Here is a 13297-nt window from a genome sequence, read left to right on the forward strand (position 1 = left end):
CCGGATCGGGAGGGGGCCTCTGCTTGTCTCTGACGTTGCGCGAGGTGCTCACGATCGTGAACGCGCCCGAGCCCCGGCCCCTGCCGACCGAGGTCCTCGTCCACGTCAAGGCGATCGGGCTGACCGTCTGATCCCGTTTCGCCGGATGGAACCAGGGGGCCGGCCGAGAAGTCCCCTGGCATCATGAGGGCCGTGATCGCCATGGACGCTTCAGACCTTCGCAGTGGGCTGATCGAGTTGCTGGAGGGCATCGAGCCCTGGGACGAGCGGGAGCGCGCGCACCTCGCCACGGCGGCGGAGTGGATCGCGAGCGGAGCCCAGCTCTACCGGGTGCGGAAGCCTGACGTTCCGGACATGCATCTGGTCAGCTATTTCGTGGCATTCGACGAGACCAGCAGGGAGGTTCTGCTGGTCGGCCACCGCGCGGCAGGGTTGTGGTTGCCGAGCGGTGGTCATGTCGAGCCGATGGAGGATCCGTGGGACGCCGTCGTACGCGAGTGCGCCGAGGAGTTGCGCATCCCGGCCGTCCCCTCGGAGGTCTCCGGCAGGAAGCCGTTCTTTCTGACCGTCACCCAGACGCGCGGCCAGGGACGGCACACCGATGTGTCGTTGTGGTACGTCCTGCGGTCGGCGGTGGGCGAGATCACCTCCTTCGACGAGGACGAGTTCGAAGCGATCAGGTGGCTGCCGCTGCACCAGGTACTCGCCGAGCCGGAGGACACCCTCGACCCCCACATGCACCGCTTCACCGGCAAGCTGATGGCCGCCCTGGCCCCCGCGTAGCTCAGCGTCGCGCCAGCGCCAGCACGCTCAGGCCGAACATCAGGACGCCCAGAGGGAGATGGACAGACGGCACGTGCGCGATGCCGAGCGCGACCTGGATCGAGGCGAGGACCAGGAAGCCGGACGCCTGCCAGATGGGCCGGGGCGAGCCGCCGCCCGGCTTCCACGCCAGCACCGCCGCGAGCACGTACAGCACCGAGGCCCCGTACATCACGCGGGCTCCGGCACTGTGCAGCAACTCTCCGTAGGACGTGGTCAGCAGCAGTCCGGCGGAGACCGCCTGAAGGAAGATGGTCAGCGTCTGCAGGGCGATCGCGATCTGCAGGAACGTAAAGCGGCGCTGTGCCGTCGCCTGGGTGGCCATGCCACGGTCCCCTTTTCCGCCCGGGGGCAGTAGGTCGATAAGGTCTCAAGCAGTTCGACTACGCGGGCCTGCGAAAGGTAAGGCGGGGGCGGCCATGAGCGTGGGGATGGCTGATGAGATCGCCGGGGAGCGGCGTCAACTGATCAATGTCGCCTACCGGTTGCTCGGTTCGCTGGCCGAGGCGGAGGACGCCGTACAGGAGGCTTACGCGCGCTGGTACGCGCTGCCGCCCGCCAGGCGTGACGAGGTCGTGTCCCCCGGGGCCTGGCTGACGACGGTGACCGGCCGCATCTGCCTGGACGTGCTCGGCTCGGCGCGGGCCCGGCGCGAACGCTATGTCGGCGCCTGGCTGCCCGAGCCGCTGCCCGACCACGCCGAATGGGGCCACGCCGCCGACCCTGCCGACCAGATGGTTCTGGACGAATCGGTGGGCATGGCCTTCCTCGTCGTCCTGGAGTCGATGACGCCCGCCGAACGGGTGGCGTTCGTCCTGCACGACGTCTTCCGTTACTCCTTCGCCGAGATCGCCGGCCTACTCGGCCGGACGTCCGCGGCCTGCAAGCAACTCGCGTCCTCGGCCCGGCGGCGGGTGCACGCCGCCGCACGCACGCCGGATCCGGCGGCCGGGCAGGCCGACGCGGTACGGCGGGTAAAACAAGCATGGGAGGCCAAGGACATCGCGGCCCTCGTCGACCTCCTCGACCCGGCCGCCGTGATGACCGCCGACGGCGGCGGCACGGCCGGCACCGTCCTGCACCCGATCGAGGGCGGCGCCCGCATCGCCCGGTACATGGTCGCCATTGCCGACAAGGTTCCGGGGCTGGAACTCCTGGAGCGGTCGGTCAACGGCGCGCCGGGGCTGGTGGCCCGGCAGGCCGGCGTCGTCGGGACCGTGGCCTCGTTCGAGGTCGCCGATGGCCGCGTCACCCGGATCTGGGTGGTCCGCAACCCGGACAAGTTGCGCCCGTGGGCGCGAAACGACCGGACGGTGTACCTACCTACACCCCCGTCGGACACCTAGGCCGATTGTTCCCGCCGAGCGGCCTCCCTAGCGTCGGAAGCAGCCAAGAGCAGCGACCGGGGAGGCAGCAACCGTGACCACCGCACCACCCAGGACCATCGGCAGCCGCGCGGCGGGCATCGCCCTGTGGATCCTGCAGATCGCCGTCGCGGGCTTCTTCCTCATGTCGGCCGTGGCGAAGTTCACCGGAGCCGAGCCGTCCGCCTCCACGTTCGAGGCGATCGGGCTGGGCGACTGGTTCCGCCACCTGATCGGGGTGCTGGAGGTGGCGGGCGCGGTGGCGCTGCTGGTGCCGCGCCTGGCCGGGGCCGCCGCGCTCGCGTTCGTCGGGCTGATGGCGGGCGCGGTGCTGATCGAGGCGTTCGTGTCCGGCGGCTGGATCGTGCTGCCGCTGGTCGCGCTCCTGCTCTCCGCCGTGATCGCGTGGGGGCGCAGGCAGGACGTGGCGCGTCTTTGGGCGGCGGTCGCGGGGCGGTGAGCGATGCTGGGGTCCGTGGACCTGTTCGCCGACGATCCGATGACCTGCCCGCTCACCTATCCCGGACGCGTCCCGCCCGGCTCGGGCATGCTGGTGGATGACGCGTACGTACCGATGAGTGACGGTCAGGCGTTCGCGGCGGTGCTGGCGGCCGAGGGCTGCGCGCCCCTGGACGCGCGCCACCGCGTCGTCGCAGTCGGCTCCAACGCCGCCCCTAGCCAGTTGCGGCGTAAATTCCTCAATCATCGGGTACGCCCGATCGTCCCCATGACCCTCGCCGAGGTACGCGGCATCGCCCCGGGCGTCTCCGCCCACGTCAGCAAGTGGGGTTACGTGCCGGCCGCGCCGATCGAGACGCCCGGCGAGAGCTCCAGGCTGTTCGTGCTCTGGCTCGACGAGCACCAACTCGGCGCGCTCGACCTCACAGAGCCCAACTACCGCCGCCGCCCGCTGGCCGATCCGGTCACCCTGGAGTCCGGCACGAGCCTGCCACCCCCTTTCGTGTACGAGGGCAGGCACGGCTGCCTCGCGGGCCCGGACGGTCAGGGTCGCCGCCTGACACCCCAGAGGACGCTGATCCAGTCTCTCCTGGACGATTCGCCCGCCCTGCGCCACCTGTGCGGCAACACCCCCGAGGACTTCGTGGACAACGTCAGGGACGACACCGTGCGCGAGGCGGCCTACGCGGTACTTCAGTCCGAGAGCCGGTTCAGGTCGGGATAAGGTCGGCGTTCGTGACAGACACTCGTGTCCCCCCGCCCTACACCGGCGACGAGCGGACCCAGCTGAACAACTGGCTCGAATGGCACCGCGCGACCCTGGCGGTCAAGGTTGCCGGCCTGACGGAGGAGCAACTGCGCCTGCGCTCCGCGCCGCCCTCGTCCCTGTCCCTGCTGGGCCTGGTCAGGCACATGGCGCACGTCGAGCGCGCCTGGTTCAGGCGCGTGCTGGACGGCCAGGACCTGCCCAAGCTCTGGGACAAGGACCGCGACAACGACGCCGACTTCAACGAGGTGGACGACGCCTCGGCCAAGGAGGCGTTCGACACGTGGCAGGAGGAGATCGGGCACGCCCGCGCCATCTCGGCCGCCCGCCCGCTGGACGCCGTGGGCGACCGCAACGGCCAGGACTGCTCGCACCGCTGGATCCTCATCCACATGATCGAGGAGTACGCCCGCCACAACGGCCATGCCGACCTGCTGCGCGAGCGGATCGACGGCGTGACGGGTGAATGACGCCCAGGCGGGGCCCGGGCGTTCAGTCGTCGGCGCGGAACAGCGCCCAGACGGCCTTGCCGCCGCGGGTCAGCGGGTCCCAGCCCCAGCACTGGCTGTAGGTCTCGACGATGTAGAGCCCGCGGCCGTTCTCCGAGATGAAGTCGGGCTCCTTGGGCGTGGGCACCTTGTCGCTGGGATCGGCCACCGCGAGCAGCACATGGGGCTCGACCCGCATGAGCAGCAGCTCGATCTCGCGACGGCCCGCCGCGTACATCGCGTACCTGACCGCGTTCGTCACCAGCTCCGACACCACCAGAGCGGCGTCGTCACTCAGGTCGTGCAGCCCCCAGTCGCGCAGCGTCGAGCGGGTCACGTCCCGGGCGGTCTTCACCGAGTCGGCCTGAAAAGGCAACGGACACGAGGTCGTGTACGGCTTGCCGCCCATGAGCAGGTGGTCGAAGCCCACCTCGCGGGTGATCTGCAGGCAGTCGGCAGTGGCCAGAGGGTCCTCCACCATGCTGCCTATCCCTCCCCGTTAAGCCTTGGTTAGTGCATGTTTGGCCCAATATGCACTAAGCCATCATGGGTCACGAACGCTGCACCTGCAAGACCCAAATGCACGTGCAGCTGCATTGTGCAGCAGCAAGCGACGTTTGGGGCATAGATATCCTAATCGGACACGAGGTTGAGACCTTGTCATACCCGGCAATGTGGTGTCACTGTGTGTGCGGACCTTGATAGGAGGCAAAGTGACGCAGAACCAGCCGGGTTCCGGGCCGACGGCGCTGCGCATCCTCCTGGGCTCCCAGCTGCGCAAGCTCAGGGAAGCGAGAAACGTCACTCGTGAGGAGGCCGGAAACCTCATCAGGGGTTCGGAATCCAAGATCAGCCGGATGGAACTCGGCCGAGTGGGGTTCAAAGAACGCGATGTCGCGGACCTGTTGACCCTGTACGGGGTCGTGGATCAGCAGGCTCGCTCCGCGGTGCTCGACCTGGTCGCCACCGCCAACGAGCCTGGCTGGTGGCACAGGTTCAACGATGTCCTGCCGACGTGGTTCCAGGCGTTCGTGGGCCTCGAAGAGGCCGCGGCCAGGATCAGGACCTACGAGGTCCAGTTCGTGCCTGGACTGTTGCAGACCAAGGAGTACGCGAGGGCCGTGGTGACCGCCGGTTCGGCGGGCATCGGGGCGGAGGAGATCGCCAGGAGGGTGGATCTCCGGCTGGAGCGCCAGCGGATGTTCGACAGACAGGACGGGCCGGTCTTCTGGGCGGTGATCGACGAGGCCGCGCTCCGGCGGCCGATCGGCGGGGCCGAGGTGATGCGGGCGCAACTGGAGCACCTCATCGACCTGATGCGCCAGACGAACATCACGATCCAGGTCATGCCGTTCAGCTTCGGCGGGCACAGCGCGGAGGGCGGCGCGTTCAGCGTCCTGCGCTTCCCCGACAGCGATCTGCCCGACGTGGTGTACGTGGAGCAGCTGGCCAGCGCGCTCTACCTGGACAAGCGCGAGGACGTGGACCGCTACACCGAGGTGATGGAACGCCTGTGCGCCGTCAGCACCACCCCGGACGAGACGATCGAGCTGCTTAGGGCGATCGCGGACGAGTTCTGACCGCGGTGGCGTCGTGGTTGGGTGTGCATCTGCCCTAGACTGGCCATCGGCGTTGGACGCCGCCGTGGCGGAGCATGCCCAACGCCGCACATGTGGGCGCGGCGCGTGAGCCGTAATCCAAGGACGTGCCCGCGATCACTCGTAGCTTGATCAAGGAGACCATTCCCGTGAAGACCGCTGTCGAGGAGCTCAGCCCGACCCGGGTCAAGCTCACTGTCGAGGTGCCGTTCGACGAGCTGCGCCCGAGCATGGATGCGGCGTACAAGAAGGTCGCGCAGCAGGTGCGCGTCCCCGGGTTCCGGCCTGGCAAGGTTCCGGCCCGCATCATCGAACAGCGCTTCGGCCGGGCGGTCGTGCTGGAGGAGACCCTCAACGACGCGGTGCCGAAGTTGTACGGGCAGGCCGTCGACGAGGCCGACGTGTTCCCGGTCAGCCAGCCTGACATCGAGGTCACGAAGATCGACGACGGTGAGCAGATCGAGTTCACCGCCGAGGTCGACATCCGGCCCAACTTCGAGGTCCCCGACTACCAGGGCGCCGAGGTCACGGTCGACTCCGCCGAGGTCTCCGACGAGGACGTGGACGGCCAGCTCGACGGCCTGCGCCAGCGCTTCGCCACGCTGACCGGCGTGGAGCGCGCCGCGACCGGCGGCGACTTCGTCGTCATGGACCTGCGCGCCGAGATCGACGGCGACAACATCGAGGAGCAGCAGGCCAGCGAGGTCTCCTACGAGGTCGGCGCCGGCTCCGTGCTGCAGGGCCTCGACGACGCGCTCGAGGGCATGTCCGCGGGCGAGGAGAAGAGCTTCAAGACCGAGCTGGTCGGCGGCGAGAACGCCGGCGAGGAAGCCGACGTGATCATCAACGTCAAGTCGGTCAAGGAGAAGGTCCTGCCCGAGCTGGACGACGAGTTCGCGCAGCTCGCCAGCGAGTTCGACACGCTCGACGAGCTGAAGAACAGCATCCGCGAGCAGGCCCGCCGCAACAAGCTCATCGACCAGGTCGTGCAGGCCCGCGAGAAGGCCCTCGACACGCTGCTCGAGAAGATCGACATCCCGCTGCCCGACAGCGCGCTCAAGGCCGAGGTCGACGCCCGCAAGCACAACCTCGACCACCAGATCGCCGAGAGCGGCCTCAGCCGCGACGCCTTCTTCCGTCTGTACCAGACGACGGAGGAGGAGCGCATGGCCGAGTTCGACACCAGCTCCGCCAGGGCGATCAAGGTCGGGTTCGTGCTCGACAAGATCGTCAAGTCCGAGGAGCTGGGCGTCTCCGAGCAGGAGCTGACCCAGTTCGTGGTCCGCCGGGCCATGGAGATGGGCGTCCAGCCCAACGAGCTGGCCAAGCACCTCGCCGACAACGACCAGCTCACGCTGGCCATGGTCGAGATCGTGCGCGACAAGGCCAAGTCGGTGCTCGGCGACGCCGCCAAGATCGTGGACACCGACGGCAACGAGGTGGACCTCAAGGCGATCTACAGCGAGATCAACGACGAGCCGGTCGTCGAGGAAGAGGCTCCGGCCGAGGCCAAGTCCGACGAGGACAAGGCCGAGGCGTGAGCCTCCCCCAGGCGATCTGACCGCGCCTCGACCAGCCCCCGGACCCCGCGGTCCGGGGGCTGTCTCGTTTTGGCGCACGGGTTTTCGCGTACGGCTGACTGGGACCGTTAGGGCGTTGTGGCGGTGAGGAGACCATGCCCCGGGCCGTTACGGCGCTGCGGGCGCTCAGATGGCCGCTGCGGGGACGAACGGATCAGGGTCTTTCCGGGCACCGCACCCCCGGTGCGACTCCCCGACCCGCCATTTCAGAGCCTCTGGGACGTCGGCGACGCCTGGAGAGCCCCTGCGGTGACGGTCACGCCCGGCCGCGAAGGGGGAGGCGCGGAAGCCGCATAGGCACAGGAGTGCGTCCATCCGAACCTGCGCCGTCAGCGAACAGTCTGGGGGACCGGGCATGACCTGTGGGCGGCGCGCGTTAAGGTCACAAGCAAAGCCAATCGATTACGACGCATCGGAAGGTGACGCTGTGACCAGCCCGCCGACCTTCTATCAGCCTGAGTCGCGAGGCCGTGAGAACGGCTCGTCCTTCCGGCTTGAGGACCAGCTTTACCAGCGCTTGCTGCGCGAGCGCATCATCGTGCTCGGGCAGGAGGTCAACGACGAGATCGCCAACCGGATCTGCGCCGAGCTGCTGCTGCTGGCGGCAGACGACCCCGAGCGCGACATCACGCTCTACATCAACTCGCCAGGTGGCTCGGTCAGTGCCGGCATGGCGATTTACGACATGATGGAATACGTGCCCAACGACGTATCCACTGTTGTGATGGGTATGGCGGCTTCGATGGGGCAGTTCCTGCTGACCGCGGGGGCGAAGGGCAAGCGCTACGGCCTGCCGCACGCCCGCGTCATGATGCACCAGCCCTCCGGTGGCATCGGCGGCACCGCCGCCGACATCGCCATCCAGGCGGAGCAGATGCTCTATGTGAAGAAGACGCTGGCCGAGCGGATCGCCTTCCACACGGGGCAGCCGCTGGACCAGATCGAGTCCGACTCCGACCGTGACCGCTGGTTCACCGCCGAGGAGGCCAAGGACTACGGCTTCATCGACCACGTGGTGCGCAGCGCGCGGCAGGTGCCCTCCGTGGGCCCGGTCTCCTAGGGGGAGCTGACATGAACATCGAAAGCCGTTACGTTCTCCCCTCCTTCGTTGAGCGCACGTCTTACGGCGTGAAGGAGATGAACCCGTACAACAAGCTCTTCGAGGACCGCATCATCTTCCTCGGAGTGCAGATCGACGACGCGTCGGCCAACGACGTCATGGCGCAGTTGCTGACGCTGGAGTCGCTCGACCCCGACCGTGACATCAGCATCTACATCAACTCGCCCGGCGGCTCCTTCACGGCCATGACGGCGATCTACGACACGATGCAGTTCGTCCGGCCGGAGATCCAGACCGTCTGCCTCGGCCAGGCCGCGTCCGCCGCGGCCGTGCTGCTGGCCGGCGGCACCCCGGGCAAGCGCTTCGCGCTGCCGAACGCCCGGGTGCTGATCCACCAGCCGTCCACCGAGGGCGGCGGCCAGGGCAGCGACATCGAGATTCAGGCCCGCGAGATCCTGCGCATGCGCACGCTGCTGGAGGACATCGTGGCCCGGCACACGGGCAAGCCTTCCGCCGAAGTCCGCAAGGACATCGAACGCGACAAAATTCTCAACGCGGACGAGGCGAAGGCGTATGGTCTGATCGACGACATCATTCCGTCCAGGAAGAAACGAGCTCAGGCCGTAGCTTCCTAGACGGGACGTGACGCGCCGGAGCGCTGCCCAATAGGGCACGTTCCGGTGCGACTCGCCGCTAGGGGGCTCACTGAGGGCCCAGAAGACGGTAACGTCGAAACCTGAGCGGTTCGGCCTAGTCCGGAGGATGTCCGGAGACACTGCTCTCGGGAGCAGGGCGGTCCCACGCAAAGGAGTATCTGGGGTGGCACGCATCGGCGACGGGGGAGACCTGCTGAAGTGCTCTTTCTGCGGGAAGAGTCAGAAGCAAGTCAAGAAGCTCATTGCCGGTCCAGGCGTCTACATCTGCGATGAGTGCATCGATCTCTGCAACGAGATCATCGAGGAGGAGCTCTCCGAGTCCTCCGAGCTCAAGTGGGACAATCTGCCCAAGCCGAGGGAGATCTACGAGTTCCTCGACGCCTACGTCATCGGTCAGGACAAGGCGAAGAAGGCACTCTCGGTGGCGGTTTACAACCACTACAAGCGGGTGCAGTCGGGCGACCGGGGCAGAGACGACGGTCTTGAGCTGGCCAAGAGCAACATTCTGCTGCTCGGGCCGACAGGCTCGGGAAAGACGCTGCTGGCGCAGACCCTGGCGAAGATGCTCAACGTGCCCTTCGCCATCGCCGACGCCACCGCGCTGACCGAGGCGGGCTACGTCGGCGAGGACGTGGAGAACATCCTCCTCAAGCTCATCCAGGCCGCCGACTACGACGTCAAGAAGGCCGAGACCGGCATCATCTACATCGACGAGGTCGACAAGATCGCCCGCAAGAGCGAGAACCCGTCGATCACGCGCGACGTCTCCGGTGAGGGCGTGCAGCAGGCGCTGCTGAAGATACTGGAGGGCACCACGGCCTCGGTGCCTCCGCAGGGCGGCCGCAAGCACCCGCACCAGGAGTTCATCCAGATCGACACCACCAACGTGCTGTTCATCTGTGGTGGAGCGTTCGCCGGTCTGGAAAAGATCATCGAGTCGCGCATCGGCAAGAAGGGCATCGGCTTCAACGCCATCATCCGGTCGAAGGAAGAGGTCGACACGGCCGACATCTTCGCCGACGTGATGCCGGAGGACCTGCTCAAGTTCGGCATGATCCCCGAGTTCGTCGGCCGGCTGCCGGTCATCACCTCGGTGCACAACCTCGACCGCGAGGCGCTCATCCAGATCCTCACCGAGCCGCGCAACGCGCTGGTCAAGCAGTACCGCAAGCTGCTCGAACTCGACGGCGTGGAGCTGGAGTTCACCGACGGCGCCCTTGAGGCCATCGCCGACCAGGCCATCCTGCGCGGCACCGGGGCCCGGGGACTGCGCGCGATCCTGGAGGAGGTGCTGCAGTCCGTCATGTACGAGGTGCCCTCCCGCCAGGACGTCGCCCGGGTGGTCATCACCCGCGAGTCGGTGATCGAGCACGCGATTCCGACCCTCGTGCCCCGCGACCAGCTCGCCGCCAAGCAGCAGCGCACACCGCGCGAGAAGTCGGCCTGATCCGGCCCGCGACACCGCCAACGCCCCGTGGTTGAGAAACCATGGGGCGTTTCGCTTGCCCGCATCCCTAGAATTGGTTGCTGTGACAACGCCAGAGCTGCCTACTCAGTACACACCGGCCGACGTCGAGACCCGTAGCTACGAGCGCTGGGTATCCGAAGGCTACTTCCGCGCCGACCCGGGCAGCTCGCGCGAGCCGTACAGCATCGTCCTCCCGCCGCCCAACGTGACGGGCGTCCTGCACATCGGGCACGCGCTCGACCACTCCATCCAGGACGCGCTGACGCGCCGCACCCGCATGCAGGGGCGCGAGACGCTCTGGCTGCCCGGCATGGACCACGCCGGCATCGCCACCCAGAACGTCGTCGAACGCGAGCTGGCCAAGCAGGGCAAGTCCCGCCACGACCTCGGGCGCGAGGCGTTCGTCGAGCGGGTCTGGGAGTGGAAGGAGGAGTCCGGCGGCCGGATCCTCGGCCAGATGCGCAAGCTCGGCGACGGCGTCGACTGGTCGCGTGAACGCTTCACCATGGACACGGGGCTCTCCCGGGCCGTGCAGACCATCTTCAAGAAGCTCTTCGACGACGAGCTGATCTACCGCGCCGAACGCATCATCAACTGGTGCCCGCGCTGCCTGACCGCGCTGTCCGACATCGAGGTCGAGCACAGCGAGGACGACGGCGAGCTCGTCTCGATCCGCTACTCCGACGACATCGTGGTGGCCACCACGCGCGCCGAGACCATGCTCGGCGACACCGCCGTGGCCGTGCACCCCTCCGACGAGCGTTACGCGCACCTGATCGGCACGATGGTGGAGGTGCCGCTCACCGGCCGCATGATCCCCGTGGTCGGCGACGAGCACGTCGATCCGGAGTTCGGCACGGGAGCGGTCAAGGTGACCCCGGCCCACGACCCCAACGACTTCGAGATCGGCCGGCGTCACTCGCTGCCGTCGCTGACGGTCATGGACGAGCGCGGCGTGATCACCGCGCACGGCCCGTTCGAGGGGCTCGACCGCTTCGAGGCCCGCCCCGCCGTGGTGGCCGCACTGCGCGCCGAGGGCAGGATCGTCGCGGAGAAGCGCCCGTACGTGCACTCGGTCGGCCACTGCTCGCGCTGCAAGACCGTGGTCGAGCCGCGGTTGTCGCTGCAGTGGTTCGTCAGCGTCGGCCCGCTGGCCAAGGCCGCGGGCGACGCCGTCCGCGACGGCCGCACCCGCATCCACCCGCCGGAGCTGGCCAAGCGCTACTTCGACTGGGTCGACGACATGCACGACTGGTGCATCTCCCGCCAGCTCTGGTGGGGGCACCGCATCCCGGTCTGGTACGGCCCCGACGGCGAGGTCGTGTGCGTGGGCCCCGACGAGGATCCGCCCGCCGGCTACACGCAGGACTCCGACGTCCTCGACACGTGGTTCTCCTCGGGCCTGTGGCCGTTCTCGACCATGGGCTGGCCCGACCAGACACCCGAGCTGGCCCGCTTCTACCCGACGTCCGTGCTGGTCACCGGCTACGACATCCTGTTCTTCTGGGTCGCGCGAATGATGATGTTCGGCCTGTACGCGATGGATGGCGAGCCGCCGTTCCGCACCGTCGCGCTGCACGGCATGGTCCGCGACCAGTACGGCAAGAAGATGTCCAAGTCGTTCGGCAACGTCGTCGACCCGCTCGACTGGATCGACCGCTTCGGCGCCGACGCCACCCGCTTCACCCTGCTGCGCGGCGCCAACCCCGGCGCCGACGTCGCGGTGAGCGAGGAGTGGGCGGCCGGCTCGCGCAACTTCTGCAACAAGATCTGGAACGCCACCAGGTTCGCGTTGATGAACGGCGCCGCCGTGGGCTCGCTCGAAGGCGCCGAGCTGACCGCGGCCGATCGGTGGATCCTGTCACGCCTGCAGTCGGTGATCACGGCGGCCGACGCGGCCTTCGAGGAGTTCGAGTTCGCCAAGGCCTCCGACCTGCTCTACCACTTCGCGTGGGACGAGGTCTGCGACTGGTACCTGGAGCTGGCCAAGATCCAGCTCGGCGAGGGGCTGGAGCACACCCGGCTGGTGCTCGGGCACGTGCTCGACGCGCTGCTGCGGCTGATGCACCCGCTGGTGCCGTTCGTGACCGAGGAGTTGTGGCGGGCCGTGACCGGCGGCGAGTCGATCGTCGTGAGCCCATGGCCGGTGGCCGAGGCCCGGTACACGAACGCCGCGGCCGAGGCGGAGATCGAGGCGTTGCAGGAGTTGGTGACCGAGGTCCGCCGCTTCCGCTCCGATCAGGGGCTCAAGCCGGGCCAGAAGGTGGCGGCGCGGCTCGGGCTGAGCGGCACGCCGCTGGCGGGGCAGGAGACGGCGATCAGGTCCCTGCTGCGGCTGACGGAGCCGTCGGAGGCGTTCAACGCCACGGCACGGTTCACGGTGGGCGCGGTGAGCGTCGAGATCGACACCGCCGGCGCCATCGACGTCGCGGCCGAACGCAAGCGGCTGGAGAAGGACCTGGCCGTCGCGCGCAAGGAGGCCGCTCAGGTGGCCGCCAAGCTGGGCAACGAGCAGTTCATGGCCAAGGCGCCGGAGAACGTGGTGAGCAAGGTCAGGAGCCGGGCAGAGCAGGCGGAGGCCGACATCGCGCGGCTCGAAGCGCAGCTCGCCGGTCTGGGCGTTTGAGCCGTACGCGCGAGGGGAAGGTCCATTCGTTACCGAAGATGGACCTTCCACGTCTCTGAGGCTGCTACAGTTTTCAACGCGGGGCCAATCGGCCCTGACATCCTTGTGAACGAACCTCAACCTCTGGGTTGCGTCCGCCACGCGGTTGGACAAGAGCCAAATGTTGGAGTAAGTTAGCAGGGTTGCCTCGAAGAGAGGCAAGTCCGGAAGCTACCGGATCGGGCGATTTGACAAGGATCGTCCGGATCTGATACGCTGAAGGAGCCGAAATGTGCGCCTCTCGCACGGAGGTCCGGAAGGATCATCTGAGCGGGTGTACGCGTCCGTTTCTTGAGAACTCAACAGTGTGTTAAAAGCCAGTGCATGATGCACAACCCCGTCATTGATTTGACGGATTCCTTTGGTTGACA

The 13297-nt window shown here is 67.7% G+C and carries 13 protein-coding genes; 11 read left to right on the forward strand and 2 right to left on the reverse strand.

Annotated features, from left to right (window positions below):
* Window positions 1–183 precede the first annotated feature (183 nt).
* A complete protein-coding gene (locus tag AB0I81_RS27005) occupies window positions 184–783 on the forward strand; it encodes an NUDIX domain-containing protein (protein WP_360661748.1) in 600 nt (199 codons plus the stop codon).
* A 1-nt stretch (window position 784) separates the two neighbouring features.
* On the opposite strand, the gene AB0I81_RS27010 is transcribed toward AB0I81_RS27005, so the two are convergent.
* Window positions 785–1147, reverse strand: coding sequence for a hypothetical protein (locus AB0I81_RS27010; RefSeq protein ID WP_360661751.1), 363 nt, complete (start codon window positions 1145–1147; stop codon window positions 785–787).
* Between the two features lie 106 nt (window positions 1148–1253).
* On the opposite strand from AB0I81_RS27010, the gene sigJ reads away from it, so the two are divergent.
* From sigJ to AB0I81_RS27030, 4 genes are all read left to right on the forward strand, one after another.
* Window positions 1254–2168 (forward strand): RNA polymerase sigma factor SigJ, encoded by a 915-nt coding sequence (gene sigJ / locus AB0I81_RS27015; protein ID WP_360661754.1) that lies wholly within the window; start codon window positions 1254–1256, stop codon window positions 2166–2168.
* A gap of 73 nt (window positions 2169–2241) precedes the next feature.
* Window positions 2242–2646 carry a DoxX family protein gene (locus AB0I81_RS27020; RefSeq protein WP_360661757.1) on the forward strand — a complete coding sequence of 135 codons (405 nt, stop codon included), beginning with the start codon at window positions 2242–2244 and terminating at the stop codon, window positions 2644–2646.
* Between the two features lie 3 nt (window positions 2647–2649).
* Window positions 2650–3369 carry a hypothetical protein gene (locus AB0I81_RS27025; protein WP_360661760.1) on the forward strand — a complete coding sequence of 240 codons (720 nt, stop codon included), beginning with the start codon at window positions 2650–2652 and terminating at the stop codon, window positions 3367–3369.
* Window positions 3370–3380: 11 nt separating this feature from the next.
* Entirely contained in the window at window positions 3381–3881 is a 501-nt protein-coding gene (locus AB0I81_RS27030) for a DinB family protein (protein ID WP_360661763.1), read from the forward strand.
* Window positions 3882–3903: 22 nt separating this feature from the next.
* On the opposite strand, the gene AB0I81_RS27035 is transcribed toward AB0I81_RS27030, so the two are convergent.
* Entirely contained in the window at window positions 3904–4380 is a 477-nt protein-coding gene (locus AB0I81_RS27035; protein WP_360661766.1) for an ATP-binding protein, read from the reverse strand.
* Between the two features lie 232 nt (window positions 4381–4612).
* Between AB0I81_RS27035 and AB0I81_RS27040 the strand changes: the two genes are divergently transcribed.
* From AB0I81_RS27040 to AB0I81_RS27065, 6 genes are all read left to right on the forward strand, one after another.
* Window positions 4613–5479: a helix-turn-helix transcriptional regulator gene (locus tag AB0I81_RS27040; RefSeq protein ID WP_360661768.1), complete on the forward strand. Its 867-nt coding sequence runs from the start codon at window positions 4613–4615 to the stop codon at window positions 5477–5479.
* Between the two features lie 167 nt (window positions 5480–5646).
* Window positions 5647–7038 (forward strand): trigger factor, encoded by a 1392-nt coding sequence (gene tig, locus AB0I81_RS27045; protein ID WP_360661771.1) that lies wholly within the window; start codon window positions 5647–5649, stop codon window positions 7036–7038.
* A gap of 466 nt (window positions 7039–7504) precedes the next feature.
* The gene (locus AB0I81_RS27050) at window positions 7505–8137 is read left to right on the forward strand and encodes an ATP-dependent Clp protease proteolytic subunit (RefSeq protein ID WP_360661774.1); all 633 of its coding nucleotides are present in this window, start codon (window positions 7505–7507) and stop codon (window positions 8135–8137) included.
* 11 nt (window positions 8138–8148) lie between these two features.
* A complete protein-coding gene (locus AB0I81_RS27055) occupies window positions 8149–8772 on the forward strand; it encodes an ATP-dependent Clp protease proteolytic subunit (RefSeq protein WP_360661777.1) in 624 nt (207 codons plus the stop codon).
* Window positions 8773–8956: 184 nt separating this feature from the next.
* A complete protein-coding gene (clpX, locus tag AB0I81_RS27060) occupies window positions 8957–10240 on the forward strand; it encodes an ATP-dependent Clp protease ATP-binding subunit ClpX (RefSeq protein ID WP_237106743.1) in 1284 nt (427 codons plus the stop codon).
* Window positions 10241–10322: 82 nt separating this feature from the next.
* Window positions 10323–12887, forward strand: a complete 2565-nt coding sequence (locus AB0I81_RS27065; RefSeq protein ID WP_360661780.1) for a valine--tRNA ligase — start codon at window positions 10323–10325, stop codon at window positions 12885–12887.
* Window positions 12888–13297: the final 410 nt, after the last annotated feature.

It is taken from the genome of Nonomuraea sp. NPDC050404, from assembly GCF_040655495.1.
Classification (GTDB): Bacteria; Actinomycetota; Actinomycetes; order Streptosporangiales; family Streptosporangiaceae; genus Nonomuraea.